The organism is Bacillus sp. NS1 (genome assembly GCF_058248265.1).
Genome location: NZ_JBZAZF010000002.1, coordinates 532,783 through 559,153, shown reverse-complemented (window position 1 = coordinate 559,153; position 26,371 = coordinate 532,783). Strand labels below are relative to the sequence as shown.

24 protein-coding genes are annotated in these 26,371 nt (G+C 42.9%); 6 read left to right on the top strand and 18 right to left on the bottom strand.

Annotation, left to right across the window (positions count from 1 at the left end; translation table 11 throughout):
- Nucleotides 1-21: 21 nt before the first annotated feature.
- Nucleotides 22-795: a Cof-type HAD-IIB family hydrolase gene (locus AC4CV5_RS08420; protein WP_490922460.1), complete on the bottom strand. Its 774-nt coding sequence runs from the start codon at nucleotides 793-795 to the stop codon at nucleotides 22-24.
- 383 nt (nucleotides 796-1,178) lie between these two features.
- Here AC4CV5_RS08420 and rnpZA point away from each other — a divergent pair, with 383 nt between their 5' ends.
- Both rnpZA and rnjA read left to right on the top strand, forming a co-directional pair.
- A complete protein-coding gene (gene rnpZA, locus AC4CV5_RS08415; RefSeq protein ID WP_003222303.1) occupies nucleotides 1,179-1,388 on the top strand; it encodes an RNA polymerase subunit omega 1 in 210 nt (69 codons plus the stop codon).
- A 5-nt stretch (nucleotides 1,389-1,393) separates the two neighbouring features.
- Nucleotides 1,394-3,061, top strand: coding sequence for a ribonuclease J1 (gene rnjA, locus AC4CV5_RS08410; protein ID WP_014113653.1), 1,668 nt, complete (start codon nucleotides 1,394-1,396; stop codon nucleotides 3,059-3,061).
- 35 nt (nucleotides 3,062-3,096) lie between these two features.
- Here rnjA and ade read toward each other — a convergent pair whose 3' ends face one another.
- From ade to abhA, 5 genes are all read right to left on the bottom strand, one after another.
- Entirely contained in the window at nucleotides 3,097-4,830 is a 1,734-nt protein-coding gene (gene ade / locus AC4CV5_RS08405) for an adenine deaminase (RefSeq protein ID WP_326220613.1), read from the bottom strand.
- A 157-nt stretch (nucleotides 4,831-4,987) separates the two neighbouring features.
- Nucleotides 4,988-5,653: a Ktr system potassium transporter KtrC gene (gene ktrC, locus AC4CV5_RS08400; protein WP_003222311.1), complete on the bottom strand. Its 666-nt coding sequence runs from the start codon at nucleotides 5,651-5,653 to the stop codon at nucleotides 4,988-4,990.
- Nucleotides 5,654-5,722: 69 nt separating this feature from the next.
- Nucleotides 5,723-6,550 carry a gamma-glutamylcyclotransferase family protein gene (locus AC4CV5_RS08395; RefSeq protein ID WP_490922458.1) on the bottom strand — a complete coding sequence of 276 codons (828 nt, stop codon included), beginning with the start codon at nucleotides 6,548-6,550 and terminating at the stop codon, nucleotides 5,723-5,725.
- 16 nt (nucleotides 6,551-6,566) lie between these two features.
- Entirely contained in the window at nucleotides 6,567-7,853 is a 1,287-nt protein-coding gene (kinC, locus tag AC4CV5_RS08390) for a two-component sensor histidine kinase KinC (protein ID WP_490922457.1), read from the bottom strand.
- A 191-nt stretch (nucleotides 7,854-8,044) separates the two neighbouring features.
- Nucleotides 8,045-8,323: a transcriptional regulator AbhA gene (gene abhA, locus AC4CV5_RS08385; RefSeq protein WP_003244728.1), complete on the bottom strand. Its 279-nt coding sequence runs from the start codon at nucleotides 8,321-8,323 to the stop codon at nucleotides 8,045-8,047.
- A 283-nt stretch (nucleotides 8,324-8,606) separates the two neighbouring features.
- On the opposite strand from abhA, the gene mreBH reads away from it, so the two are divergent.
- The 3 genes from mreBH (at nucleotide 8,607) to AC4CV5_RS08370 (ending at nucleotide 11,194) form a co-directional block, all read left to right on the top strand.
- Nucleotides 8,607-9,614, top strand: a complete 1,008-nt coding sequence (mreBH, locus tag AC4CV5_RS08380; RefSeq protein ID WP_490922455.1) for a cell shape-determining protein MreBH — start codon at nucleotides 8,607-8,609, stop codon at nucleotides 9,612-9,614.
- A 101-nt stretch (nucleotides 9,615-9,715) separates the two neighbouring features.
- Nucleotides 9,716-9,850, top strand: a complete 135-nt coding sequence (locus AC4CV5_RS08375; protein WP_003238865.1) for a protein YkpC — start codon at nucleotides 9,716-9,718, stop codon at nucleotides 9,848-9,850.
- A 111-nt stretch (nucleotides 9,851-9,961) separates the two neighbouring features.
- A complete protein-coding gene (locus AC4CV5_RS08370; RefSeq protein WP_490922453.1) occupies nucleotides 9,962-11,194 on the top strand; it encodes an aminopeptidase in 1,233 nt (410 codons plus the stop codon).
- Between the two features lie 29 nt (nucleotides 11,195-11,223).
- On the opposite strand, the gene AC4CV5_RS08365 is transcribed toward AC4CV5_RS08370, so the two are convergent.
- Complete coding sequence (locus AC4CV5_RS08365) at nucleotides 11,224-12,135, bottom strand: ketopantoate reductase family protein (RefSeq protein WP_166853266.1); 912 nt, start codon at nucleotides 12,133-12,135, stop codon at nucleotides 11,224-11,226.
- Between the two features lie 60 nt (nucleotides 12,136-12,195).
- Nucleotides 12,196-13,815, bottom strand: a complete 1,620-nt coding sequence (locus tag AC4CV5_RS08360; RefSeq protein WP_014113645.1) for an ABC-F family ATP-binding cassette domain-containing protein — start codon at nucleotides 13,813-13,815, stop codon at nucleotides 12,196-12,198.
- Nucleotides 13,816-13,996: 181 nt separating this feature from the next.
- Between AC4CV5_RS08360 and AC4CV5_RS08355 the strand changes: the two genes are divergently transcribed.
- On the top strand, nucleotides 13,997-14,266 hold the full coding sequence (locus AC4CV5_RS08355; protein WP_003232345.1) for a hypothetical protein: 270 nt from the start codon (nucleotides 13,997-13,999) through the stop codon (nucleotides 14,264-14,266).
- A gap of 35 nt (nucleotides 14,267-14,301) precedes the next feature.
- Here AC4CV5_RS08355 and sipT read toward each other — a convergent pair whose 3' ends face one another.
- From sipT to AC4CV5_RS08305, 10 genes are all read right to left on the bottom strand, one after another.
- The gene (sipT, locus tag AC4CV5_RS08350; RefSeq protein ID WP_166853270.1) at nucleotides 14,302-14,883 is read right to left on the bottom strand and encodes a signal peptidase I sipT; all 582 of its coding nucleotides are present in this window, start codon (nucleotides 14,881-14,883) and stop codon (nucleotides 14,302-14,304) included.
- A 143-nt stretch (nucleotides 14,884-15,026) separates the two neighbouring features.
- Nucleotides 15,027-16,931 (bottom strand): PTS fructose transporter subunit IIABC, encoded by a 1,905-nt coding sequence (locus AC4CV5_RS08345; protein WP_166853271.1) that lies wholly within the window; start codon nucleotides 16,929-16,931, stop codon nucleotides 15,027-15,029.
- Nucleotides 16,932-16,945: 14 nt separating this feature from the next.
- Nucleotides 16,946-17,857: a 1-phosphofructokinase gene (gene pfkB / locus AC4CV5_RS08340; RefSeq protein WP_166853273.1), complete on the bottom strand. Its 912-nt coding sequence runs from the start codon at nucleotides 17,855-17,857 to the stop codon at nucleotides 16,946-16,948.
- A complete protein-coding gene (locus AC4CV5_RS08335) occupies nucleotides 17,854-18,609 on the bottom strand; it encodes a DeoR/GlpR family DNA-binding transcription regulator (RefSeq protein WP_166853274.1) in 756 nt (251 codons plus the stop codon). Before AC4CV5_RS08335 ends, pfkB begins: the two co-directional genes overlap by 4 nt.
- Nucleotides 18,610-18,887: 278 nt before the next feature.
- Nucleotides 18,888-20,081, bottom strand: a complete 1,194-nt coding sequence (gene skiZ, locus AC4CV5_RS08330; RefSeq protein WP_166853275.1) for a sporulation-delaying-protein transporter subunit SkiZ — start codon at nucleotides 20,079-20,081, stop codon at nucleotides 18,888-18,890.
- Nucleotides 20,078-20,770, bottom strand: coding sequence for an ABC transporter ATP-binding protein YknY (gene yknY, locus AC4CV5_RS08325; protein ID WP_166853276.1), 693 nt, complete (start codon nucleotides 20,768-20,770; stop codon nucleotides 20,078-20,080). Before yknY ends, skiZ begins: the two co-directional genes overlap by 4 nt.
- Nucleotides 20,771-21,904 carry an efflux RND transporter periplasmic adaptor subunit gene (locus tag AC4CV5_RS08320; protein WP_490922450.1) on the bottom strand — a complete coding sequence of 378 codons (1,134 nt, stop codon included), beginning with the start codon at nucleotides 21,902-21,904 and terminating at the stop codon, nucleotides 20,771-20,773.
- Between the two features lie 4 nt (nucleotides 21,905-21,908).
- The gene (yknW, locus tag AC4CV5_RS08315) at nucleotides 21,909-22,604 is read right to left on the bottom strand and encodes a YknW family membrane protein (RefSeq protein WP_326220619.1); all 696 of its coding nucleotides are present in this window, start codon (nucleotides 22,602-22,604) and stop codon (nucleotides 21,909-21,911) included.
- Between the two features lie 114 nt (nucleotides 22,605-22,718).
- Nucleotides 22,719-24,533 (bottom strand): ABC transporter ATP-binding protein, encoded by a 1,815-nt coding sequence (locus tag AC4CV5_RS08310; RefSeq protein WP_166853280.1) that lies wholly within the window; start codon nucleotides 24,531-24,533, stop codon nucleotides 22,719-22,721.
- 10 nt (nucleotides 24,534-24,543) lie between these two features.
- Nucleotides 24,544-26,301, bottom strand: a complete 1,758-nt coding sequence (locus AC4CV5_RS08305) for an ABC transporter ATP-binding protein (protein ID WP_019714248.1) — start codon at nucleotides 26,299-26,301, stop codon at nucleotides 24,544-24,546.
- Nucleotides 26,302-26,371 lie beyond the last annotated feature (70 nt).

The window sequence follows — 26,371 nt, the reverse complement described above, 5'->3', positions numbered from 1 at the left end:
GGCACAGTGCCAGCCGTTTCTTTATTTTAAAAGGCCCAATTCTTTTACAGCGTATGCAATTCCATCCTCGTCGACCGGCTTTGTTACAAAGTCCGCGATTTCTTTCAATTCAGGAACAGCATTTCCCATAGCTACACCTGTCCCCACATACTCAATCATTTGCAGGTCGTTTAATCCGTCGCCGAATGCATATGTATCACTGATTTCAAACGGTAGACGCTCGATCACTTTTTTGATCCCTTCCGCCTTCGAACCCCCATGCGGCAGAACATCAGTCGAAAACTCATGCCAGCGCACTAAATCAAATTCAGGAAAAGCAGCATAAGCTTTTTCTTCTTCATCCTGGCAAAATAACAGAAGCTGAAAAATTTCTTTACCTTCATAGAAAAGGTCATCGGTTTCTGGATAATCGGTTTTAAGGCTGCCGATTCCCTCCAGAACATGAGGGTGATCCGCAACAGTCGCTTTCATCGTGTCTTCAGCCATAAACACGACAGGATGTTTGCCCTCTCCCGCCTGCTTTAATAATCGCCTGATTGCCTCTTCAGGCAGCGGATTTTTATAAATGACTTCATTTTCAAAGACAACATACTGCCCATTATAGGAAATAAATGAGTGTATGCCCAGCTCCTCCAAAATCGGCTTAACCAAAAAAGGAGACCGTCCGCTGGCAATAAACACATGGTGCCCTTGGCGCTGCAGCTCCGCAACCGTTTTTCTCGTACTTTCCGGTATATTCTTCTCATGATCATATATCGTACCGTCAATATCAAAAAAGATTAATTTTGAATCCATTGTAACTTCCCCTTTATCGTCTTGATCTGCAATTCCCACCCTCATCATACAAAAAGATTGCCATTCAGCAAACTATTTCGTTCAAAAATCATATTAAATTCCAGTAATAACCACGAAAAGTCTTCCACAACCTCCGTATACTATTTGTATAAAAAGAACTCTGGACAAATGTTTATTAAAGGAGGGACTGACAAATGCTGCGAAAATTAAGAAAGAAACTCAGAAGACAATGGAACGGAATGCTCCGCAAGAAAGTCATTGCCTGACAAGGGATCTTTCACTTTTCGAGAGATCCTTATTTTGCTCAAGGCTTTCCTTATATTCCATTTTCGAATATAATAGAGTAAGCGAGTCTAACATACGGCATTTAAGGAGAGATTTGGATGATTTATAAGGTATTTTATCAAGAAAAGGCTGACGAAGTACCTGTTCGGGAAAAGACAGATTCACTTTATATTGAAGGCGTATCTGAGCGTGACGTCAGAACAAAGCTGAAAGAGAAGAAATTTAATATTGAGTTTATCACACCTGTTGATGGTGCATTTTTAGAATATGAACAACAGAGCGAAAATTTTAAAGTATTGGAGTTATGAGCGGTATGAAATTTGTAAAAAATGATCAGACTGCTGTTTTCGCCCTCGGAGGTTTGGGCGAAATCGGTAAAAATACGTATGCAGTTCAATTTCAGGATGAAATTGTGCTGATTGATGCGGGGATCAAGTTTCCCGAGGACGAACTGCTCGGCATTGACTACGTTATCCCTGATTACACGTATTTAGTCAAAAACGAAGATAAAATTAAAGGGCTTTTTATCACCCACGGGCACGAAGACCACATCGGCGGTATTCCGTACCTGCTCAGACAAGTGAATATTCCTGTTTACGGCGGTAAACTCGCGATCGGCTTACTTCGGAATAAACTTGAAGAGCATGGGCTATTAAGACAGACGAAACTGAACATTATCGGTGAAGATGATATCGTAAAGTTCCGCAAAACGGCTGTGTCATTCTTCAGAACAACACATAGTATTCCGGATTCCTACGGTATAGTTGTAAAAACGCCGCCAGGAAACATCGTACATACTGGAGATTTCAAATTCGACTTTACTCCAGTCGGCGAGCCAGCAAACTTGACGAAAATGGCCGAAATCGGAAAAGAAGGCGTACTGTGCCTGCTTTCAGACAGCACAAACAGTGAGAACCCAGAGTTCACCATGTCTGAACGCCGTGTCGGAGAAAGCATTCATGACATTTTCCGCAAGGTAGACGGCCGAATTATCTTCGCTACATTTGCGTCGAATATTCACCGCTTGCAGCAGGTAATTGAAGCTGCTGTATTAAATGGAAGAAAAGTTGCCGTATTTGGACGTAGTATGGAATCGGCTATCGAAATCGGACAAACTCTCGGATATATAAACTGTCCTAAAAATACATTTATTGAGCATAACGAAATTAATCGTTTGCCTGCCAATAAAGTAACGATTTTATGTACAGGAAGCCAAGGGGAACCGATGGCGGCATTATCAAGAATTGCAAACGGCACACACCGCCAGATTTCAATTAATCCTGGGGATACAGTCGTATTTTCTTCGTCCCCTATCCCGGGCAACACAATCAGCGTAAGCCGGACGATCAACCAGCTGTATCGCGCGGGGGCCGAGGTTATTCACGGACCTCTTAATGATATCCATACATCTGGTCACGGCGGACAGGAAGAACAGAAGCTGATGCTTCGATTAATCAAGCCTAAATTCTTCATGCCGATTCACGGTGAGTACAGAATGCAAAAGATGCATGTCAAACTTGCAACAGATTGCGGCATTCCTGAAGAAAATTGCTTTATCATGGATAATGGTGAAGTATTAGCGCTTAAAGGCGATGAAGCTTCAGTTGCCGGTAAAATCCCGTCCGGTTCAGTATACATTGACGGAAGCGGCATTGGTGATATTGGTAATATCGTGCTTCGCGACCGCAGAATTCTTTCTGAAGAAGGCCTTGTTATCGTGGTTGTCAGCATTGACATGGATGGCTTTAAGATTTCAGCGGGACCTGATTTAATTTCCAGAGGATTTGTGTACATGAGAGAATCTGGCGACTTGATCAATGACGCTCAAGAACTCATCTCAAACCACTTACAAAAAGTGATGGAACGAAAAACGACTCAATGGTCTGAAATCAAAAACGAGATTACAGATACGCTTGCGCCATTCTTATATGAAAAAACGAAACGCCGTCCGATGATCCTGCCGATCATTATGGAGGTTTAAAAAAAAGATGCACTCACTTTGGAGTGCATCTTTTTTTATTGCAATGCAATATGCTGAAAAGACTTTACATCAAATAATCCTGTAGTCGTCATTTTGATGTCAGGAATAACAGGCAAAGCTAAAAACGACAGCGTCAAAAATGGATTAAACCCGCCTCTGAAACCGACTAACGACAATTTATCATGCAGCGTCAGTAAGCTTTGATTCACTTGTTCTGCAGATTGATCGGATAATAACCCCGCAATCGGCAGCGGAACTGAATGAAGCTCTTCTCCATTTTTTATGACCGTTAATCCTCCGCCAATTTCCTGCAGCTTATTAACTGCAGCCGCGATATCGGTATCATTTGTTCCAACAGCAATAATATTATGGGAATCGTGCGAGATGGTTGTAGCAATCGCTCCGCTCTTGAATCCAAATCCTTTCACAACACCAAGCCCGATTTCTTTTAAACCTTTATGCCGCTCGACAACTGCAATCTTTAACAAATCGAGCTCAATGTCCGACTTAAAGTCGCGTCCATTAGGAGCCTCGACATGTACCAATCGTGTTTCAAGCTGATTGGGAATGATTTGAATCACATTGATCTGCTGCTTTGTATCAATTGGCATATGAAAATTCTGTTTGTTAAGAGGAGCAGCAAGCTTAACTGAATCAAGCAGTGCCCGTTCTGGTGCTGCTGTTGAAGCACTATCTTGATAGACTGCTTTGCTGCCTTCAGCAACAGTCTGCCCTTTTACCATCGTCATTGTGACAGTGACGTTTTCCAAATCAGATACAAAGAGTAAATCAGCGTCAAAACCCGGGGCTATCGCTCCCTTTGTATCTAGTCCATAGCATTCGGCTGCGTTGAGGCTCCCTAATTGATAGGCTAAAAACGGGTTAAGTCCGGCTTGAATCGCCATTTTCACCTGATGATTCACACTACCCTCTGACAATAAATCATCCACATGCTTATCATCCGTACAAAAGAAGAAACGGCGCGCGTTCTTTTCATTCACAGCCGGCAGCACATTGAGAGTGTTTTTTGCGACTGACCCTTCACGCATCATCACATACATTCCCCTTCTAATACGATCAAGGGCTTCTTCCTTCGTCGTTACTTCATGATCATTTAAGACCAATGCGGTTCTATATATGTTAATGAGGTCTGACGATAAACCCGCCAAATGACCGTCTATCCGCTTTCCTGCAACACGGGCATCGAGCAGTTTCTGAACCATATCTTCTTCAGCCTGCTGAACCGACACATAATCCATGACTTCAGCCAGCCCCAATACTTCTTCCTCTTCGTAAAAAGGCTTTAAATCGGCTGCTTTGAGTACTGCGCCTGAGCGCTCAAAACTTGCGGCAGGCACACTGGAGGGAAGCATAAAATGGATATTCAGCGGTGTTTGCCGAGCCTGTTCAATCATGAATGCGATCCCTTTTTCCCCAGACACATTCGCGATCTCATGCGGATCAGTAACAACGGTTGTCACGCCATGCGGCAGCACCGCTTTAGCGAACTCTATAGGTGTTACCATTGATGACTCAATATGTACATGTCCGTCAATAAAACCTGGAACAATCATTTGTCCCTCTGCATCAATAATATTTTCGCCTTCATACTCGCCGAGGCCTACAATGACTCCATCAGTAATCGCAATATCTTCATATATCCACTCTTGATTATATACGTCCATAATTTTTCCGTTCTTAATGACGATATCAGCTTTTTGTCTTCGGGCTGAAGCATTCAGCCTATTGACCAGCGCTTCTTTATTCAAATAGGCCCCTCCTCTTTTTTATTATATGGTACAATATGCTATCGGAACGCCTATGCTTAGTCAATAAAGTTTTAAGAAATTGACGCTCATTTCATTAAAGTTGTTATATTCTGATAATATTAAAAGAACCGCCCTTTGGGGACGGCTTGTTTTACTGCTATTTTGTATGAAGAACTCTTTTTTCGAAACGGGAAATGTCTGTAACTGATCCAATGACGATAAGAATATCTTCTTGATGTATAACTTCCGTCGCAAGAGGTGATACAATGACTTCCTTGCCCCGTTTGATGGCTACGATGTTAATACCGTATTTCGCACGAATATCTAAATCGAGAAGCGTATTTCCAGCCAGGCGGCTGTTAGCTACGATTTCAACAAGACTATGCTCTTCAGACAGCTCCAAATAATCAAGTACGTTGTTGGAAACGATGTTATGTGCAATTCGTTTTGCCATATCGCGTTCCGGGTGGACGATGTGATCCGCACCGATTTTAGACAGCACTTTTTCGTGATAATCGTTCTGTGCCTTAACTGTAATGGTATGAACGCCAAGTTCTTTCAGAATGAGCGTCGTTAAAATACTTGCTTGAATGTTTTCTCCGATAGCTACAATGACGTGGTCAAAATTGCGAAGACCCAAATTTTTCAGGACAGATTCATCTGTTGAATCACCAATAACGGCGTGGGACGCGATCTTGGCATACTCGTTGACTTTATCTTCATCAATATCCATCGCCATTACCTCGACGCCTTCTTCGCTTAATGCTTTGCAAATACTGCCACCAAAACGGCCTAGTCCAATTACCGCAAATTCTTTTTTCATATTGGTGCTCCTTTATCTGACTTCATTGATCAAATTTTATCATATTCTTTTGTAACAGTGTTAATTTCGTTATCCTTTTGGGAGCGAATTCATATGCCGCCTGAGCTTTTCAGCAAACCCCGGGGACAAATACATCTCCGCTCCGCGTTCAATTTCAATCTGATAGTGCAGAGGCGGGGCAGTTTCCGCTTCTTTTTGGAGGACGAGAAAAGTTAAGCAGTCTGTGTAGCGCCTTCCGCCTGCTTCAACGTCTACAAATGCCGGCCGATACGTAAGAGATTCAACGCCCTCCCTTTTATATAGATAGGAGAGAGCAGAGAAAGGAATACGATATAAAACGCCTTCTGTTGTACCTCCGTCTTCGATCATATCCGCTCTTGAGCCATCCTCTCTTTTTAGCGTAAAGCGGGTTGTGTATCCTTTTAAAACAGCTCTTCCCACTGGATCTTGAAAATAGTGATCGACTCCCGCCTTTTGAAAGCGGGCATTGTCCATGCAGGACCCATAGGCAAAATAATAAACAGGATTTTGCGATTTGCTGATCATCTGATGTTCTTTCCAGTCGCCGCTGCTTATTATCGGAAAGCCGGCACACTTGTCTTTGTTCATAAAATAAATAAACGCTTTTTTGATCCCGGTATCCGTTTCTACAAGCACCGTTTGTTTATCATAGCCTTGGAAAAACTGATCGAGCTTATGTAAACACAATTCATCTGCTTCATATACTTCGCCGCATATATAGCATTCTTCTTCAAAAATGGCTGCGGGACCCTCCTTTGCAGCAAACAGACATCCCTTCGTTCTGGCCTGCTCATTGATACATACCGATTGAGCAAGCAGATGATGATTTTCTTCATGTTTTCTTAATGTCCCATATACAAACAGAAGCGAGTTCATCTTCATTTTCCCCCTCTCAACTGTCTGATGTTAAAGGCAAAACAACTTGAAAGACGCTGCCTTTTCCAGCTTCACTTTCGATTTTCAATTCCCCGTCATGTTCCTTCAAAATTCTTAAACAAATGGCAAGTCCGAGTCCGGTGCCCTTTTCTTTTGTTGAATAAAAAGGTTTGCCAATCTGCTTAAGCTTTTCCTGCGGCATGCCGTTCCCTTCATCTTTGACGCTTATCACTGCGTGAGAGGCTGTTTTAGCAGTCGAAATGGTTACGACACCGCCTTTTGGCATTGCCTCAATCCCATTTTTAATGATATTGATAAAGACCTGCTTCAGCTGATTTTCGTCTCCGTTAATGATACAGCCATCTGTCTCTTTGAAATTTTTTTCTATGACGATATTGGACAGAATCGCATTGGTATCGAGCAATGTCGTGACTTGTTTCAAGATCTCATTGAGCTGATGCATTTTAAATGTGACCGCCTGCGGTTTTGCAAGCAGCAACAGCTCGCTGAGCACCAAATCGATTCTTTTAATCTCTGAAAAGATGATGTCAAAATAGCCTTTTCTGTCGGGATATTGTGTTTTCATAATCTGCAGGAAACCGCTGACAGATGTTAAAGGGTTTCTGACCTCGTGTGCAATACCGGCGGCAAGTTCACTCGTGATTGACAGTTTCTGAGATTCTCTCGCCAGCCGTTCATTAATTTCAATGAGCTCATCTTCAGCCTCTTTCCGCTCAGTAATATCTGACATTGTACCCAGGCTGCCTGTAAATTGCTCATCCCGGTCGTAATAAAGTTTATAATGAACTTCTCCCCAAAAAATCGTGCCGCTCTTTGTCACGTATTTTGCCGTAAACATGCCGGAAGACGCTTTGTTTTGAATTTGGGTGTTAATGTGGTCGGCTACGTGCTTTTCTTTTATGAAGTAATCATTATACATCGTTCCCATACATTCACTGATTGAAAAACCGGTTATGGATGCCCATGCTTGGTTTAAATATGTAATTTCGCCTTTTGCATTCGTTTGAAATACGATTTCCTGCAAATTATCCATGATACGGTTTTTTTCTTCAGAGAGCTGTTTATACTTCCATTCATTATCCTTCATTTTCTTAACCAGCTGCTGTTTCTCATCGACATAATAAGCCAGCATCCAGACACTTGCTATCGTGACTGCAGTATACACAATATCAACAGGCCAATTAACCGGGTTTTCGCCTATAAAATAAAATAAATAATCCCAAAACATAATAAAAATCATTGCCAAAACGATGGAAATGATACGAGCTTGATATTTTCTCATATGACCACCTGCCGCTTGTGTTTCTCTACTTATTGTACCATTCTTCGACAAATAATTGAGTAAAATATGTAAAGTATCCCAAATCATTCATTACCTATTATTCATGATGTCATATCTTAGGCGGCGGTAATCAGAAATTGGCACGAAAAAAAGACGGAGATTGTATCGCTCCGCCTTTTTCAAACATGATATTATTCTTTTAAAGCGGCTTGAATTTCTTCGAGAAGCAGCTGTGCACCTTCAGGACTTAACGTAATTTTACCGTTGCCGTATTCTTTATTTTCTGAAGTGATTTCTCCGGTCATTAAACAGACGCCATGAGGTTTGTACTTTTTCAAAATAATTTTATCTCCGTCAACAAAAAACTCAATGCTGTCTTTTATAGCAATATCAAGTGCCCGTCTTAATTCTATTGGCATGACAATGCGCCCTAATTCATCTACTTTTCTTACAACACCTATTGATTTCATAAAAACCCTTCTTCCTTTAAATGTTTCTATTCTCATGTAATGTTTAAGGATGTACCTCAATATATCGTAGACGTACGAAACTTAGAAAAAGTTTCCCGCTTTCTATAAAGAATTACAAGATATTTTTTCCATAAAACCGAAAAATGTATTACTTCTGTTACACAGTTCCGCGATTTTTTACAAAAACATTTCTTTACCGACGCACACCCCCAAAAATCTCTTCATTTCTTAGAAACTTTAAATGTAGAATCATATAAAATCAGGATAAAGATTGGGTGAAAACATGTTTCAATCAACTGAAATCGGGATTGACTTAGGAACAGCTAATATACTTGTTTACAGCAAAAATAAAGGGATTATCTTAAATGAACCATCTGTTGTCGCAGTGGATACAACGACAAAAGCAGTCCTTGCCATCGGGGCTGACGCGAAAAACATGATCGGTAAAACACCGGGAAAAATTGTCGCTGTCCGACCGATGAAAGACGGCGTTATCGCAGACTATGATATGACAACCGATCTGCTAAAGCACATTATGAAAAAAGCCGCAAAAAACATCGGCATGTCGTTCAGAAAACCGAACGTAGTCGTTTGCACACCGTCAGGCTCAACGGCAGTAGAACGCCGCGCCATCAGTGATGCGGTGAAAAATTGCGGCGCGAAAAACGTCCATTTAATTGAAGAGCCAGTAGCAGCCGCGATCGGAGCGGATTTGCCGGTCGATGAACCGGTTGCCAATGTGGTAGTAGATATCGGCGGAGGGACAACAGAGGTTGCTATCATTTCCTTCGGCGGCGTTGTTTCCTGCCACTCTATCAGAATAGGCGGAGACCAGCTTGATGAGGATATCGTTTCCTTTGTCCGGAAAAAATATAATTTGCTGATCGGCGAACGTACAGCTGAACAGGTAAAAATGGAGATTGGCCATGCACTGATTGAGCATGTTCCTGAAGCGATGGAAATTCGGGGACGTGACCTTGTGACAGGACTTCCAAAAACCATTATGCTTCAATCTAACGAAATTCAAGATGCAATGCGCGAATCTCTCCTGCATATTCTTGAAGCCATCAGGGCTACTCTTGAGGACTGCCCGCCTGAATTGAGCGGTGATATTGTTGACCGCGGCGTCATTTTAACAGGCGGCGGCGCGCTCCTTAACGGGATTAAAGAATGGCTCACAGAGGAGATTGTCGTGCCTGTACACGTGGCGCAAAACCCGCTTGAATGTGTGGCAATCGGCACAGGCCGTTCCTTAGAAGTAATTGATAAGCTTCAAAAGGCGGTTAAATAGTCTTTTCCTGTAAAAAATCTCACATACAGCAAATTTCTTGCTTCTTTTTTCCTCACTCTCTTCATATTGTGGGAAATGGAGAAACGTTAAGGAGGAAACAGATGCTAAGAGATTTAGGTAGAAGAGTAGCCATCGCAGCCATTTTAAGCGGAATCATTCTTGGAGGCATGAGCATTTCTTTAGCAAATATGCCCCATTCGCCTGCAGGCGGCACTGTAAAACTGAATCATCCGTAATATCGAAAGACCCAAGACATGTTGTTTTGGGTTTTTCACTTTGGCCTCCTTTCTTTCCTTTATAGGATCATATTTGATATGATGAGAAAAAAGCTTGAGGAGGAATCATTTATGGATTCATTTTCACAGAAATTAAATACATATGCGCAGCTGGCGGTAGAGGTCGGCGTAAACGTCCAAAAAGGCCAGTATGTAGTCGTAAATGCTTCAACAGACGTACGGGATTTTGTCCGCTTAATTGTGAAACATGCGTATGAAAAAGGCGCAAAAAATGTCACGGTAAATTGGCAGGATGACGAAGTTGCCAAATTAAAATATGAACTTGCGCCGTTTGAAGCTTTTGAAGAATACCCTGAATGGGAAGCAAAAGGCAGAGAAGAGCTTGCTAAAAAAGGAGCCGCTTTCATCTCTGTTGTGTCGTCAAACCCAGACTTACTAAAAGGTGTAGATTCCAAACGGATTGCTGCCTTTCAAAAAGCAGCAGGCAAGGCATTACATACATACAGACAATATATTCAATCGGACAAAGTCAGCTGGACTGTCGTAGGTGCGGCATCAGCGGGCTGGGCTCAAAAAGTTTTTCCTGGCAAATCTGGGGAGGAAGCGATTCAGCTTCTGTGGGAAGAAATTTTTAAAGCGACGCGCGTAAACGAAGACAACCCGGTTCAAGCGTGGATTAATCACGATCAAAATCTTCATGAAAAAGTTGACCATTTGAACGAGAGACATTATGCTGCTTTACATTATCAAGCAGCAGGAACTGATTTAACCATTAAGCTGCCTAAAAAGCATGTTTGGGCAGGCGCGGGAAGCGTGAATGAAAGCGGTCATGAGTTTATGGCCAACATGCCGACAGAAGAAGTATTTACACTGCCTCAAAAAGACGGGGTCGACGGAGTCGTATCGAGTACAAAACCGCTAAGCTACGGCGGAAATATTATCGAAAACTTCACTCTCACGTTTGAAAATGGCCGCATAATAGACATTAAAGCCGAAAAAGGTGAGGACATTTTAAAAGAACTGGTGGAAACAGATGAAGGTTCTCACTATTTAGGTGAAGTGGCGCTTGTGCCTTACGATTCGCCTATATCACAATCTAATATTCTTTTCTATAACACATTGTTTGATGAAAATGCGTCAAATCATTTGGCGATCGGAAGTGCCTATGCCTTTAACATTGAAGGTGGAAAGCAAATGTCTCGTGAGGAGCTTGTCAAAGAAGGCTTAAATGAAAGCATCGCACACGTGGACTTTATGGTTGGTTCTAAGGATATGAATATTGACGGAATTACAGCAGACGGTAAAAGAGAGCCTATCTTCAGAAACGGAAATTGGGCTTTTTAATAAACAAAAGGAGGCTTTTCGCCTCCTTTTTATTTTTCTGCTTCATACATTTGCAGATTGGCATAAACCGTTTCTAATATAGGTGCCGAAAGAGATAAACGCTTTGCTTTTTCAAGCAAAAAGCCGTGCAGGTGGTCGCCTTCAGTCGTTTGTCCGTTTTCCATGTCACGAAGCATGGAGGACTTCATATGATAAGACATGCTTAACATCGTCCGGAAGCTCTCTTCCTCAAGATTCGGATCAGCCGGAACGCCGTCTTTTCGCAAAATAGAGCCAATCTCTCCAATAAGAGTTTGAGCCGTGTGACGTCCGCCTTCTGTTTCGAGGATCGGGCCAAGCGGCCTTTGAAATAACGTTGTAATCCCCGATTGCGCCGCAATAAACAGATACTTTTTCCAAATGTCCTTCTCGATATGCCCGCTGATGATGACTTCTGCCTTCACGCCTGAAAACGCCTCTTCAAGCGCTGTTATTCGTTCCGTACGCTTACCATTCCACTCTCCGAATACAAAACGATGCGATGCGCTCGTATGATGAATTTCTCCCTTGTTGTCTAGAGCACTTTCTATAAAACACAAACCGCCCAGCACCTGTTCTTTCGAAAATGCCGTAAACAGCTGCTCGTAGTGGCGATACCCATTTAAGAAAGGGATAATGACAGATTCACGATCGATAAACGGTTTGACATCTTCTATCACCTGATCAAGTGAATATGCTTTAGAAGCGATGATAACGACGTCAAAATGCCCTGTTTTTCCGGCACTGATTAATGCAGGCTGAAATGATACATCCCCATTTTCACTATGGATGACAAGCCCGGTTTCTTTTAACTGTTTAGCTCTTTTTTGGCGTACGAGAAATGTCACATCATTTCCTTTCTCTGCAAGCCGGCCGCCAATATACCCGCCTACTCCTCCTGCTCCGACAACTAAAAATTTCATGCTGTGATCTCCTTTCAACTCTATGTATCAAAAAAAGCAGAGGTATCTCTGCTTTTTTTATTACGCGTATAGTTCAGCCAGTTTTTTCTGCACATCGGCATTTTCAAGGAACTCATCATAGCTCATTTGCTTATCGACGATGCCGTTAGGTGTAATTTCTATAATTCTGTTGGCAATTGTCTGTACAAATTGATGGTCATGGGATGTAAACAGCATAGCGCCTTTAAAGCTGATTAAGCCATTATTGAGCGCCGTAATGGATTCTAAGTCTAAATGGTTGGTCGGCTCATCTAAAATTAAAATATTGGCGCCAGAAAGCATCGCTTTCGACAGCATACAGCGAACCTTTTCTCCCCCGGATAGTACGTTTGCTTTTTTGTGGACTTCTTCTCCGGAGAACAGCATCCGTCCTAAGAATCCGCGTAAAAAGCTCTCACTTTGGTCATGAGGAGAATATTGACGAAGCCAGTCTACAAGATTCAGATCACTGCCTTCGAAATATTCGCTGTTGTCTTTTGGAAAATATGCTTGAGAAGTTGTAACGCCCCATTTAAATGTTCCGCTGTCAGCTTCCATTTCCCCGGAAATGATTTTAAACAGCGTAGTAACAGCCAATTCATTGCGGCCAGTGAAAGCAATTTTATCTTCTCTATTCATAATAAAGCTGACATTGTCAAGCACCTTTACGCCATCGATTGTTTTCGTTAAGCCTTCCACCCGAAGAACATCATTTCCGATTTCCCTTTCTGGTGTAAAGTTAACATAAGGATATCGGCGGGAAGATGGTTTAATATCATCCAACGTAATTTTTTCGAGAAGTTTCTTTCTTGATGTAGCCTGCTTAGATTTAGACGCATTGGCGCTGAATCTAGCTACAAACTCTTGAAGCTGTTTAATTTGCTCTTCTTTTTTCTTGTTCGCTTCTTGAGAAAGCTTTAACGCCAGTTGGCTTGATTCGTACCAGAAATCATAGTTTCCGACATAGATTTGGATTTTGTTAAAATCAAGGTCAGCAATGTGCGTACACACTTTATTTAAAAAGTGACGGTCATGGGATACGACAATAACAGTGTTTTCGAAGTTAATCAGAAACTCTTCCAGCCACTGAATCGCCTGAAGGTCCAAGTGGTTCGTCGGCTCATCAAGCAGCAAAACATCCGGCTTGCCGAATAATGCCTGTGCCAAGAGCACCTTTACTTTCTCTGAACCACCAAGGTCTTCCATCTTCTTCGTATGAAGGTCTTCTGAAATACCAAGGCCTTTTAAAAGGATCGCAGCTTCACTTTCCGCTTCCCATCCGTTCAGCTCCGCAAATTCACCTTCGAGCTCAGCAGCACGAATTCCATCCTCGTCTGAGAAATCAGGCTTCATGTAAATAGCGTCTTTCTCCTGCATGACTTCATACAGGCGTTTGTGGCCCATAATAACCACTTTCAGCACTTCATACTCTTCGTACTCAAAATGGTTCTGCTTCAAGATGGCAAGACGCTCGCCAGGACTCATATGAACATCGCCTGTCTGAGGCTCGATTTCGCCTGAGAGAACTTTCAGAAACGTTGATTTACCGGCACCATTTGCACCAATTAACCCATAGCAGTTGCCCGGGGTAAATTTAATATTAACATCTTCAAATAACTTGCGATCCGCAAACCGCAAGCTTACATTATTTACAGCAATCATTTATTATCCTCCATCATGTCTATCATCAATAAAAGTATACCATGAATGCAAGGCAAGAGAAATGATTCCCTGATAAAACAAGGGAGAAAACACTTATACACTCAAACCGGCCCGCTATGTTACAATTAAACAGAGAGAATGCATCCGGCTGGAAAATTACACACTCTCATGGAGGAACACGTTGAGGCTTTTAACACTTACTGAATACTGCTTATTGATCTTTTTTACGGGCTTTTACCTTGCCGTAACAGGCTTTACCGCCAAAGATATCGGCTTATATATAGGGATAGCTCTTATTTACATATTTTCGCACATTTTTTCTAAACGACTTTTAGAAAAACGCGGAAAAGAGAACAAACAGGTTCACCTTTTCTTCAGTGTGCTGGCCATTATCGGTTCAGTGTTCATAACTGTATTATGCATTGCATTGGTCGCTTCTTTTTCAAAATAAAAAACGCCTGCTGTCCAAAGGCCAGCAAGGCGTTTTTATTTTGTTTGACGCATTTCGTTAAACGGGAAAAAGACAAACTTCGATGTGCCGACAATCCGGTCTTCCGCAATCAGTCCCAGCCCATTTCGACTGTCCATTGAATTCAGCCGGTTATCTCCCATGACAAAATATTTGCCTTTTGGAACCTTAACCGGTCCAAAATCGCCTGTCAGACTGACACCAAGTTTTTCTGCTTCCTTTTTGTTTTTAGACAAGTAAGGCTCGGCTACTTTTTTTCCGTTTATATAAAGCGTGTCATCCTTCATTTGAACGGTTTCTCCAGGCTTTCCGATCAATCTTTTTACATAATGGATTTTCGAAGTCTCACCGTTGATAATAACGATATCTCCACGTTCCAGCTCGCCGATATAGTTGACTGTTTTATTCACAAACAGCCTTTCTCCATCATGTAATGTGGGATACATCGATGAACCTTCAACTAAATAAGGCTCAAACAAAAAGTGACGGATCAGGAGAGCCAGCAAAACAGCAATGACAATCGCTTTTCCCCATTCCAAGTACGTATTGGTTTTTTTCTTCGCCGTTTTTTCAGTTTTCGTGTTTTTTTCTTCGGTCAAAGTGTTTCCTCCTAGACGGTTGCTATGTCAGTTGTTTCCCTTCTTTTACTTTATCATAAAAGATAATAAAATACATAACTTAACCGCGCTCCAGCGAGCAGGATAAAGAAAAAGCGTCCTTTTGAATCAGGACGCTTTTTTTCTTATTTCTCTGTTACAGGTTTTTTAACGATACCTAGGATAATTGCCATCACGACAGCACCGATCACGATGCTTAATAAGTAAAGCAGCGGATGGTTAGTGATGAAGGCTACGAACACTCCTCCGTGAGGTGCCGGAAGCGTTACACGGAAGAATTCAGTTAATCCGCCGGCAACAGCTGCACCAACGACAGCAGCTGGAATGACGCGAAGCGGATCAGCTGCAGCAAACGGGATCGCTCCCTCTGTTACGAAAGCAGCACCCATGAAGTAGCATGTAATACCCGCTTCACGGTCTCGCTGAGAGAACTTGTTTCGGAAAATTGTTGTTGCAAGTGCGATACCAAGCGGAGGAACCATACCGCCGGCCATAATCGCTGCATGAGGCGCATAGTTGCCTGCATCGATCATCGCGATACCGAACGTAAAGGCTGCTTTATTAAGCGGACCGCCCATATCGATCGCCATCATACCGCCCAAGATAATACCCATTAATACAAGGTTGCCAGTACCAAGGCTTTCAAGCCAGTTTGTTAAGAAATCCATAAATGCTGCTACTGGTGTATTCACAACGAAACGCATGATAATACCAGTTAAGAAAATACCAAGAAGCGGATAAATTAATACAGGTTTTAGTCCGTCAAGTGACTGCGGAATAAAAACGAATGCTTTTTTCAAAAGAACAACGATATAACCAGCCAGGAATCCGGCAATTAATCCGCCTAAAAATCCAGCATTTGCTTGAGTAGCCATAAATCCGCCGACCATACCAGGCGCAAAACCAGGACGGTCTGCAATACTCATTGCGATGAATCCGGCAAGAACAGCCACAATTAATCCTAATGCATTGTCACCGCCGATAAACTTAAGAGCTGCAGCAAATGTATTGTAAGTAGGATCATCCGGGTTGGAAGAGTTAATTCCCCAGAAGAATGAAATCGCAACGAGGATACCGCCGCCGACTACGAACGGAAGCATGTTGCTGACACCGCTCATCAGATGCTTATAAAACGCGCTTCCGATGCTGCTGCCAGATTTTCCGCTCGCTTCATCTCCATCGTTTGAAGCTGAAGAACCGCCGCTGCCTTGATAAACCGGCGCATCTTGATTCATCGCTTTTTCGATAAGCTCTTGCGGGCGTCTGATACCTGCTGTAACAGGTACTTGAAGTACGCGCTTGCCTTTAAAGCGCTCCATTTCAACCTGCTTGTCCGCTGCGACAATGATTGCAGGTGCATCTTCAATTTCTTGGGCTGTCAGCTTGTGCTTAATGCCGCTTGAACCGTTTGTTTCAACCTTTATGTCCACACCAAGCTCTTTCGCTTTTTCTTTAAGGGCATCCGCAGCCATGAATGTGTGTGCAATACCTGTCGGACACGCGGTCACGGCTAGGATTTTTCCTTTTCCGGCAGGTGCTGGTGCCGCTTCTTCTTCCTCTTCCTCTTCGTCATCATCCTTATCGTGCTGGTTAATAATGTCGATGATGGCATCTTCAGACTCAGCTTCAAGGAGCTGCTTGCGGATTTCTTCACGCATTAACAGCGTTGAAAGTCTTGACAATGCTTCAAGGTGAGTGTTGTTTGCGCCTTCAGTCGCCGCAATCATGAATACCAAATGAGCCGGCTGTCCGTCTAATGATTCATAATCGACACCGTCTTTTGAACGTCCGAACGCGATCGCCGGGTTGATAACGCTTGCTGTTTTCGCATGCGGGATAGCGATTCCTTCACCAATACCCGTTGAGCTTTGGCTCTCGCGATTTAAAATGGCTTCTTTGTAGGCTTGTCGGTCATTTAACTTTCCAGCCTTATCAAGAACAGTGACCATTTCGTCAATAACATTTTCTTTTTCTTTGCTCTCTATATTAAGCTTTATCGTATGCTTCGTTAAAAGCTCAGTTATTTTCACTTTTGTTTCCTCCTCTATATACGTGTGACCTTAACTTCAGGAAGAAGCTGATGGACAAATTCTTCTGTTCCAAGTTCTTCAGAGAACGCGGTAGCGCTGCCTGATGTAACTCCTAAGCGGAAGGCTTCCTCAAGCGGCAGCTGTTTGGAAATACCGGCAAGGAACCCTGCAACAACGGAATCTCCCGCTCCGACTGAGTTTACCAATTTCCCTTTTGGCACGTTAGCAAAATAAACAGCTTCGTTCGTAAACAGAAGCGCTCCGTCTCCGGCCATGGATACGATTACATGTTCAGCGCCTTGTTCTACAAGCTTTTTCCCATAAGGAACGGCTTCTTCAACAGATGTAATTGTCGTGCCGAACATTTCTCCAAGCTCATGATGGTTTGGTTTCATCAAAAACGGTTTCATTTCTGTCGCTTTCAAAAGCGCCTCGCCTGAGATATCCAGCACAACTCGTGCGTTCTGCTGTTTGCAGGCCTCTGCGATTTTTTCATACGTATCATGAGGCAGTGAAGATGGAATACTTCCCGCAAGGACGACGATATCTCCTTCTTGCAGAGATTGGAACTGTTCTAAAAAGGCTTTGAAATCTTCATCTGAAATTGTCGGTCCCTGCCCGTTAATTTCAGTTTCATCACCAGTTTTCAGCTTTACATTGATACGGGTATCTCCTTTTACTTCAGAAAAAGCTGTTTCCAGGTTTTCTTCCCGCAAAAATGTTTTGATATATTCTCCGGTAAATCCGCCGACGAATCCGAGCGCTTTAGACGGTACATGGTGTCTTTTCAGCAGTCTCGATACGTTGATGCCTTTGCCCCCTGGATACTTTGTATCGTATGCGGAACGGTTCAGGCCTCCTACAGTAAAATCTTCAACGTGAACAATATAATCGACAGATGGATTAAGTGTTACAGTGTAAATCATGGTTTCACTACCTTTACGACAGTTTTTTCTTGGTAATTATCGAATGTAAGCTCTTCAGCGTCAGTCGTTATGATTGTTGCGTCGCCTATTCCGGCGAATGCCGAAAATGAAATTTCTCCGAATTTCGAAGGGTCTGCTAAGACGTAAGCGTGTTTTGCCTGTTTGACAGCTTTCTGTTTTAAAAGAGCCTCATCAGGGTCCGGCGTTGTGAAGCCAGCCTCTGTATGGACACCGTTTGTCCCCAGAAAACTCTTGTCGAATCTGTACTGATCCATGGCAATCAGTGAAGCGCCTCCAATAACCGCGCCCGTTCTGTGCTTTACGTATCCTCCAAGCAGATAAAAAGAAATTTCTTTCCTTACTAATGCTTCGATATGCATCACCCCGTTTGTGACAACGACAATATCCTTGCTTTTATCCATAAAATCAATCATGTGCAAAGTCGTCGTGCCTGCATCAAGGTAAATACAATCCCCCTCTTCTAACAGTGAAGCTGCTTTTTCAGCAATCTTCAATTTGTCGTGAAGGTTTTTGGATGATTTTTCAAGCATATCGGGTTCAAGTCTGATATCGGAAAGCTTGGCGGCTCCCCCATGAACACGCTTTAAAAAACCGCGTTCTTCAAGTGTCGATAAATCTCTTCTGATTGTTGATTCAGAAGCATTTGTCAGATTTATGAGCTCTTGAATTTTTACCACATCATACTTTTCTATTTGATCAATAATCAATTGATGCCGTTCAGGAGTTAGCATGCTTCACCTCCTAATGAAAACGTATTCATTTTGAATACAATTTCATTGTAAACGCTATTTTCAGTTTAGGCAACTAAAATCATTCAAATTCATTCAATAACTATCAAAATCTTTCACGTTTATCCATATTAACGTATGTCTATAGGGTTTGTAAACTGTAAATTCGACAAAAATAAGGACAATTGTACGACATTTTCTTCTTATTTTAATGAAAAAAGTCTTTTATATTCATAGTAGAAGTCATTAGACATAAAAAACCTCATGCATATTGCATGAGGTTACTCATAACGCAGTGCTTCAATCGGATCAAGCTTTGCGGCTTTATTTGCAGGAAGCATGCCGAAAATAACACCAATGAGCATACTGAACAGCACGCCCCCGCATACCACCTGCCAGGATATGAGCGACGGCCAGCCCGCAATAGCAGAAACAAGCGTGGCCCCTCCGTATCCGATTCCAATCCCAATCAGTCCGCCGATAAGCGTCAATACGACTGATTCAATTAAAAACTGAGTCAGAATCTGCCCCCTCGTCGCACCGAGTGATTTTCTGATTCCGATTTCCCGCGTCCGCTCCGTGACTGATACGAGCATAATATTCATGACACCGATCCCGCCGACCAAAAGAGAGATCCCAGCAATTGAGCCGATAATCGTCGTCATAATCGCCGTTACTTTGCCAATTCCGGCAGCGATTTCTTCCATGTTCATCACTTGGTACGAATCCTCTGTGCCATGATTGTCATTTACCAGCTGTGCCGCTTCCTTTCCAGCTGATTTTATGTCGTCTGCTGATTCGACTTGCAATGATACATTACTGAAATCACTTGTGCCAAAAGAGGATTTCATCATATTAAAGGGCACATACATTTCACTCAAACCAAAAGAAAGCAAGCCGGTTTCTTTTTTCAGCACGCCGATAATTTCGACAGGCTGTCCGTTGATCCAGATAACTTCACCGAGAGGGGAGGTTTTATCAAACAGCTCTTCAGCCATCTTTTGTGAGATGACTCCGGCTCTTTTCCCCGCAAGAAAATCATTGTCGGTAAAGGTTCTGCCGCTTTCGATTTCTAAAGAATTGACTTTCATGTATCCATCGTTTATTCCGTTAATCGTAACATCGGTTTCTTCCTCATGATAACGCGCTGTCATACTTTGAGAAGTCGAGGCAACGACTTGTTTGATGCCCTCTATCTCTTTTAAACCTTTAATATCGTTTTCTGTAAAAGTAGATTCTGCTAAGGCGTTCGGATTGCTTGCAAGCTCCTCATCGCTTGGCATATAGTACAGCTCTACGGTATTTCCCGGGCCGCTGATCGACTGCTTCAGCATTTGCTCTCCGCCCTGCCCTACCGCAACGACAACAATGACAGAGCCTACGCCAATGATAATGCCTAGCATCGTTAAAACAGAACGCATTTTATGGGCAAGGACAGAACTTAGAGCCATTCTGATGTTTTCTAACAGGCTCATTCTCCCACACTCCTTTGTCCGGAGTTGGCAGGAACAATGTTTCCGTCACGCACCATGACGATACGCTTCGTGCAATCTGCAACTTCCGGCTCGTGAGTAACAAGAACGATTGTGGTTCCCTCAGCATTTAATGCTGTAAATTGATCCATAATCGCCGCGCTTGTTTTCGTATCCAGCGCGCCGGTCGGTTCATCAGCTAAAATTAATTTTGGCTCATTCACGATCGCCCTCGCAATTGCAACTCGTTGCTTCTGTCCGCCCGATAGCTCATTGGGCATGTGGAGCATCCGATCGGCTAACCCGACCTTTTCCAACGCTCTCTCAGCCCGCTCCTGCCGTTCTTTTTTGCCTATGCCGGAATAAATCATCGGCAGCTCAACATTTTTTTTTGCGTTCAGCCGCGGAAGAAGCTGAAATTGCTGAAATACAAAACCGATAGACCGGTTACGGACTGCCGCTAATTCTTTATCTTTATATGAAGAAATATCTTCGCCGTCTAATTTATACGTACCGGAAGTCGGCCGGTCAAGACATCCGATAATGTTCATGATCGTCGATTTCCCTGACCCTGACGGCCCCATAATCGAGACATATTCTCCTTGATGAATGATCAAATCAATAGAATGGAGAACATCGAACGTTTCCCTGCCGATCTGGTAACTTTTTCGCACATTAGAAAGCTGAATCATTTATGCTTTCACTTCCGTTCCATCTGTCACCTGATCAGAAGGATTCAAAATGACTTGATCATCTTGAGAAAGTCCCTCTTTAATTTCTGTCAGATCATCTGTTACTTCACCAATTTTGACATCAATTCGTTTTGCTTTTCCGTCTTTTACTGTATACACATAATATTGATCATCTTCTTTTTTGACAGCCTTTGAAGGAAGCGTATTTGCTTTCCGCTTATCTGTTTCTATATTCATGATGAATTTAAAGCCGGGCTTTCCTTCTGGAAGTTTCCCTTTTATTTTCACTTGAAGGGGGTATTGGACTGCTTGTTCTGTTCCTTGTGCCGCAGTGCTTTCCTGCTGATCCGGAACAAGTCCGACTGCGGAAACTGTGCCTTTCCATGTTTTACCCTGAATTACATCTGAAGTGAGTGTGACCTTCTGGCCTTTTTTCACTTTCAGTGTATCGTATTCAGACAATTTCCCTGAAACGACAAGGTCTTTCGGGTTGCCGATATGTATGACAGGCTCTTGAATATCTGATTTTTTCGATGCAGCTTCTTGGTTGACAGAAATAACGGTGCCTTCGATCTCGCTTTTCACTTGAAGATCTGACACCCGATTGGAAAGTGACTGCCGCTGAAGCTCGGTTTGTTTTAAATCGATCTCAGCGGTTTTTTCCTGCATTTGAAGGTCCGTCCGCTCAGATTCAATTTGTTTTGCTGCTTCTTTCTTTCCAACCTGTTTTGCCAGTTCTTTTTCTTTGCTGTCTAAGGCTTTTAACTTTTCTTGAATTTGGGCAATTTGAAGCTGGTTCGATTCAGCCGTTAACTGGTTCTGTTCTTTTTCGAGGCTCAGCTGCTCATTTGTATAGGTGACCAAAGGCGTGCCCTTTTTAACTTTATCGCCTTCCTTCACTTTAATGTCTTCTAATGTCCCTTTATCTGCTTCATAAAACACATACTGTTCATTTGAAAATTTAAGTGTGCCGGGAACCATAACCGTTGACGACATTTCTTTTTCTTCGAGGCTTCCCGTCTGAAACTCCTGCCCGGCACTGCCGCTTGTCGGAGCGGCAGACCGGTAAATATTCATTCCAATAAATAGAGCGACTAAAACGGCGATTCCAATTCCGATCCAGACTTTTTTCATGAGTTTATGCACCCGCCACAGAGTTGATTAAACCTGAAAAGAACGAAAATAAGACCAGAATCCCGAAAAGAACAATCACTGAAATCCATCCTGCTTTTTTTGAGATGCCACCTGTTTTGTGAAGTCCGATTGCTAATAATACATAGCTCCATATGCTAAATATCTCAAAGGTATTTAACACACTGGCAAGAGCCCCGTCAGATGGGATAACCCCTGCCAGTGACGTCGTGCTGTAAAGGGGATTCACATCAGTCGTAAAAGCAACGATTCCGTTAACCAATAATCCAAGGCTGCTAATCAAAGAGACAAACAGACCGAGTGAAAGCATTTTTTTGTATGTCGTAACTCCGCCTGATATTTTTACACAGAGCCAATAAATAAGAGGGGCAATAAATAACGCTGCAATACCGCCGAATATAGCGCCTGCCATTCCTCCAAATTTGGTAATCGTTGCTACAGTTTCAATTTGTTCAGCTGATAACCCTTGAGTGTCCCCGCTTTTCAAAAGCTCACTATAATCCGTACCGAGTGATTGCAGCACCGCGCCAATGATGATAATCGCTACAACAATAAAAAGCGGACCCCATACAGCCGGTCTTTCTCTTATTCTTTCAAATTGAACGGACGGACTTGTGATCACTCCAAAAAGTGATGGCTTTTCAGTCGCCATTCCGCCGTTTTTTTCTACATTTGTTTCCATTATAAAACCTCCTTGAGAATATCTAACAAATAGTACGGGAGAAGTATCAAAAAGTTTCATTTTTTATTAGTAAATTTCCAAAAGCCTTCAATATATAACTGAAGGCTTTTTATATTATTCTATCGCTGTGCTGTATTGCGCTTTCACAAGCCCGGCATAGATGCCCCCTTTAGAGAGCAGCTGCTCATGGTTTCCTTCTTCCATCTTCTTACCGTGATCAAGAACAATGATGCGGTCGGCGTCGCGGATCGTGGACAATCTGTGGGCGATCATCACTGCTGTACGCCCTTTCAGCAGCGTTTTTAACGCCTGCTGAATTTTCACCTCCGTCTCTGTATCAATACTTGCCGTTGCTTCGTCGAGGATGATAATAGCTGGATCGGCGAGCAATGCTCTTGCAAAGGAAATGAGCTGGCGCTGCCCGGCCGACAGTACGCTGCCCCTTTCCTCCACCTCTGTTTTGTATCCTTCTGCTAAACAAGAAATAAACTCATCCGCTCCGACCGCTTGGGCTGCTTTCACCACTTCTTCGTCTGAAGCACCCGGCCGGCCAAAACGAATATTTTCCATGATAGTCCCCGAGAAAATAAATGTATCTTGCAGCACAATGCTGATCTGAGATCGCAGACTGGCAAGAGAAAGATCCTTAATCGGAATGCCATCGATTTTAATGGTGCCTCCCGTGGCATCATAAAAACGGCTGATTAAATTGGCGATCGTCGTTTTCCCGCTCCCCGTATGTCCGACAAGCGCAAGCGTCGAGCCCGCCGGGATAGCGAAGGAAACCGCGTGAAGGGCTTTTCGTTTTTCATCATAGGAAAATTCAACCTCTTCAAAACTGATCTCCCCACTTATCTTTTTCTTATGAATGGCATCCGGCTTCTCCTTGACATTTGGCTGTTCGTCCAGAAACTCAAAAATCCGTTCTGATGATGCCATCCCCATTAACAGCTGGTTATAGACCTGGCCCAGTCTCGAAATAGGTTCCCAAAACATGCCTAGATAGAAGGCAAAAGAAACGAAGACGCCAATCGTGATGGTTTCATTCATAATGAGTGTGGCGCCATACCAAATCAAAACAGCCGTTCCTATCGCATTCGTCATTTCTACCAGCGGACGGAACATGGCATTTTTTCTTGTTGCTTCCCGCCATGATTTGTAGTTCTCCTGATTGACACCGTCAAAATACGTCATGTTTTCTTCTTCCTGTGTAAATGCCTGTGTGACACGGATGCCCTGAATGCTTTCGTTCAGATGAGAATTGAGCTTTGATTGCTTAAGGCGCACCGTTTGCCAGGAGCGGCGTATTTTTTTTCTGAGACTTGTTGAAATAAAAAACATAATCGGCAGTGTCACCATGATGGCGATAGTCAGCTCAGGGCTCAGCGTAAACAAAATGATAATAACGCCGGCCAGAAGCAGCAAGTCCGTCAATAAGTTGATGACTCCGCTTGTAAAGAGCTCCTGAAGAGAGTTAATATCATTCATAATCCTGACCAAGATCGACCCGGCCGACCGCTGATCAAAAAACCGGTGGGATAAGCGCTGCACATGGGTAAATAAATGCTGCCGCAAATCGTATATCACATGTTGGCCAAGCTGATTCATCCACCTGATTCTTAACACATTGGCCGCATAATTGAGGACATATAAACCGCTAATAATGAAAATGAGCTGAATCAGCAGCTCCGAGTTTCTCGCTGTAATGGCTTGATCGAGAACATAAACGCCGATCAGAATAGGAATCACAAGCTTTACAGCAGTCCCAATCAATACGGTGAGAAAAGCAAGCGGCAAAATTGTTTTTCGATATGGTTTGACATAGCTCAGCAGCCGCCACATTTGAGCCCAGTTAAACGGCTTTTCAATGATTTCATCTGAAGAATAATAGAAACGCTCCAAAATTCCCTGTTTTTTTGCTTGTTTCATATGGCCCTCCCTACCCGACCTGATGCGGCTCATTGATCAATTTGACATCACGGTATTGCAAATCGTAAATTTTTTTATAATAGCCGCCTTTTTCAAGAAGCTCTTGATGTGTTCCCCTTTCACAAATGCGCCCCTTATCAAAAACGAGAATTTCATCGGCGTGTTTCAGTGAAGAAATGCGGTGAGCGATGATAAAGGTTGTGCGGTTTTCCATGACTTCTTTTAAGGCAAGCTGTATGCTGTGCTCCGTTTGCATATCTACTGCACTTGTGGCGTCGTCCAATATTAAAATGCTCGGGTTCAAACAAATGGCTCTCGCAATGGCGATACGCTGTTTCTGTCCGCCGGAAAGCCCCATTCCCCTCTCTCCCAGCATCGTGTCATATCCATCTGGAAGCTCCATAATAAAGTCGTGAGCCTGCGCCCTTTTTGCCGCTTCGATAATGTCTTCCATCGAGGCATCCGGCCTCCCGTATGAAATGTTTGATCGAATCGTAGATGAAAACAGAAAAGATTCTTGAAGTACGACCCCGATATTGGAGCGAAGAGTTTTTAACGAATAATCTGTGATGGGTTTGTGATCAATGGTAATCATTCCGCCAACAGGGCTGTAAAATCTGGTGAGGAGCTGTGTAACTGAGCTTTTGCCTGAACCTGTCGGGCCCAATAGTCCGATTACCTTCCCGCTGCTTGCCTCAAAGCTTACATTGCACAGCGCGTTTGTTTGTTCTTTTCCGTATGCAAGAGAGACATTTTCGAAATGGACATTGCCGGTTAATTTTTGTTTATGCAAAGCGTGAGCGGCGTCTGTGATGTCTTCTTCTTTTTCCAGAATTTCCAGCAGGCGTTCACCTGATGCTTTTGCTTGCGAGAACATATTGATTACAAAGCCTAAGTTCATAATCGGCCACATCATATAATTGACGAGACTGAAAAAAGCGACAAGCTCGCCGGGATTAAGCTGATTTTGCATGACCAAGTAGCCGCCATATGAGAGGAGAGCTACAATACAAATATTACCGATGAACTCCATTAAAGGGAAATACGCAGACCAAATGGATGATGTTTGTAAATACTGTGCCCTGTATTCTGCATTAGCCTTATTGAAAGTGCTGATCTGAAAATCTTCTCTGGAAAGAGATTTCACCGTATTGATGCCGCTGATATTTTCCTGAACTTTTGTATTGAGTGTCGCAAACGATTTGCGGATGCCTCTAAAGGCAGGATGGACCCTTTTGTCAAACTGATATACAGCAACAGCGAGAAATGGCAGAACAGCTATTGTTACAAGCGTAAGTGAAACAGAATAGTAAAACATGACCGACAGGCTGATGGCGACCAGCAGGCCGAATCGAATGAGCTCAGCGAGACCGTATGACAAGAAAAAACGAAGCCCTTCAACATCAGCTGTCAGCCTGGACATCAAATCTCCTGTTTTCGCGTTATCATAGTAAGAAAAAGAAAGCCGCTGCAGTTTTTCATACAGGCCATTTCTCAGCCGATAAACGGATTTGATTCCGAACATATCACCTAAATATTGATGAAAAAAAGTGGCGGTTCCTTTCAGGGCCATTACCGCAATAAATCCTAAGCTAACCCATGCTGCAAGCTGATACTGCCTACCCAGTACGATTTCATCAATCGTAATTTGCAGGATAATCGGGTATACGACAGTAATCGCAGTCATCAAAAGCATAGCCAGAAGCGACCACATAAACACTTTTCTGTACGGCCAATAAAACATTTTTAGTCTTTTAAATGTCTCCATATCCAGCACCTTTCCAGTTTTTATCATCTTTACTATATCGATACCCGAAATAAATTTCTATTGTTTTTCA

What these genes read in the sequence shown, in the direction of transcription:
- pfkB (WP_166853273.1), bottom strand. Translation starts at nt 17,857, where the DNA reads ATGATTTACACTGTAACACTTAATCCATCTGTCGATTATATTGTTCAC.
- AC4CV5_RS08420 (WP_490922460.1), bottom strand. Translation starts at nt 795, where the DNA reads ATGGATTCAAAATTAATCTTTTTTGATATTGACGGTACGATATATGAT.
- yknY (WP_166853276.1), bottom strand. Translation starts at nt 20,770, where the DNA reads ATGATTCAGCTTTCTAATGTGCGAAAAAGTTACCAGATCGGCAGGGAA.
- AC4CV5_RS08320 (WP_490922450.1), bottom strand. Translation starts at nt 21,904, where the DNA reads ATGAAAAAAGTCTGGATCGGAATTGGAATCGCCGTTTTAGTCGCTCTA.
- ktrC (WP_003222311.1), bottom strand. Translation starts at nt 5,653, where the DNA reads ATGAAAAAAGAATTTGCGGTAATTGGACTAGGCCGTTTTGGTGGCAGT.
- yknW (WP_326220619.1), bottom strand. Translation starts at nt 22,604, where the DNA reads ATGGAAACAAATGTAGAAAAAAACGGCGGAATGGCGACTGAAAAGCCA.
- rnjA (WP_014113653.1), top strand. Translation starts at nt 1,394, where the DNA reads ATGAAATTTGTAAAAAATGATCAGACTGCTGTTTTCGCCCTCGGAGGT.
- AC4CV5_RS08360 (WP_014113645.1), bottom strand. Translation starts at nt 13,815, where the DNA reads ATGATTGCTGTAAATAATGTAAGCTTGCGGTTTGCGGATCGCAAGTTA.
- AC4CV5_RS08335 (WP_166853274.1), bottom strand. Translation starts at nt 18,609, where the DNA reads ATGCTAACTCCTGAACGGCATCAATTGATTATTGATCAAATAGAAAAG.
- AC4CV5_RS08395 (WP_490922458.1), bottom strand. Translation starts at nt 6,550, where the DNA reads ATGAACTCGCTTCTGTTTGTATATGGGACATTAAGAAAACATGAAGAA.
- skiZ (WP_166853275.1), bottom strand. Translation starts at nt 20,081, where the DNA reads ATGAGCCTGTTAGAAAACATCAGAATGGCTCTAAGTTCTGTCCTTGCC.
- AC4CV5_RS08310 (WP_166853280.1), bottom strand. Translation starts at nt 24,533, where the DNA reads ATGAAACAAGCAAAAAAACAGGGAATTTTGGAGCGTTTCTATTATTCT.
- rnpZA (WP_003222303.1), top strand. Translation starts at nt 1,179, where the DNA reads ATGATTTATAAGGTATTTTATCAAGAAAAGGCTGACGAAGTACCTGTT.
- kinC (WP_490922457.1), bottom strand. Translation starts at nt 7,853, where the DNA reads ATGAGAAAATATCAAGCTCGTATCATTTCCATCGTTTTGGCAATGATT.
- AC4CV5_RS08305 (WP_019714248.1), bottom strand. Translation starts at nt 26,301, where the DNA reads ATGGAGACATTTAAAAGACTAAAAATGTTTTATTGGCCGTACAGAAAA.
- mreBH (WP_490922455.1), top strand. Translation starts at nt 8,607, where the DNA reads ATGTTTCAATCAACTGAAATCGGGATTGACTTAGGAACAGCTAATATA.
- abhA (WP_003244728.1), bottom strand. Translation starts at nt 8,323, where the DNA reads ATGAAATCAATAGGTGTTGTAAGAAAAGTAGATGAATTAGGGCGCATT.
- AC4CV5_RS08365 (WP_166853266.1), bottom strand. Translation starts at nt 12,135, where the DNA reads ATGAAATTTTTAGTTGTCGGAGCAGGAGGAGTAGGCGGGTATATTGGC.
- AC4CV5_RS08370 (WP_490922453.1), top strand. Translation starts at nt 9,962, where the DNA reads ATGGATTCATTTTCACAGAAATTAAATACATATGCGCAGCTGGCGGTA.
- AC4CV5_RS08375 (WP_003238865.1), top strand. Translation starts at nt 9,716, where the DNA reads ATGCTAAGAGATTTAGGTAGAAGAGTAGCCATCGCAGCCATTTTAAGC.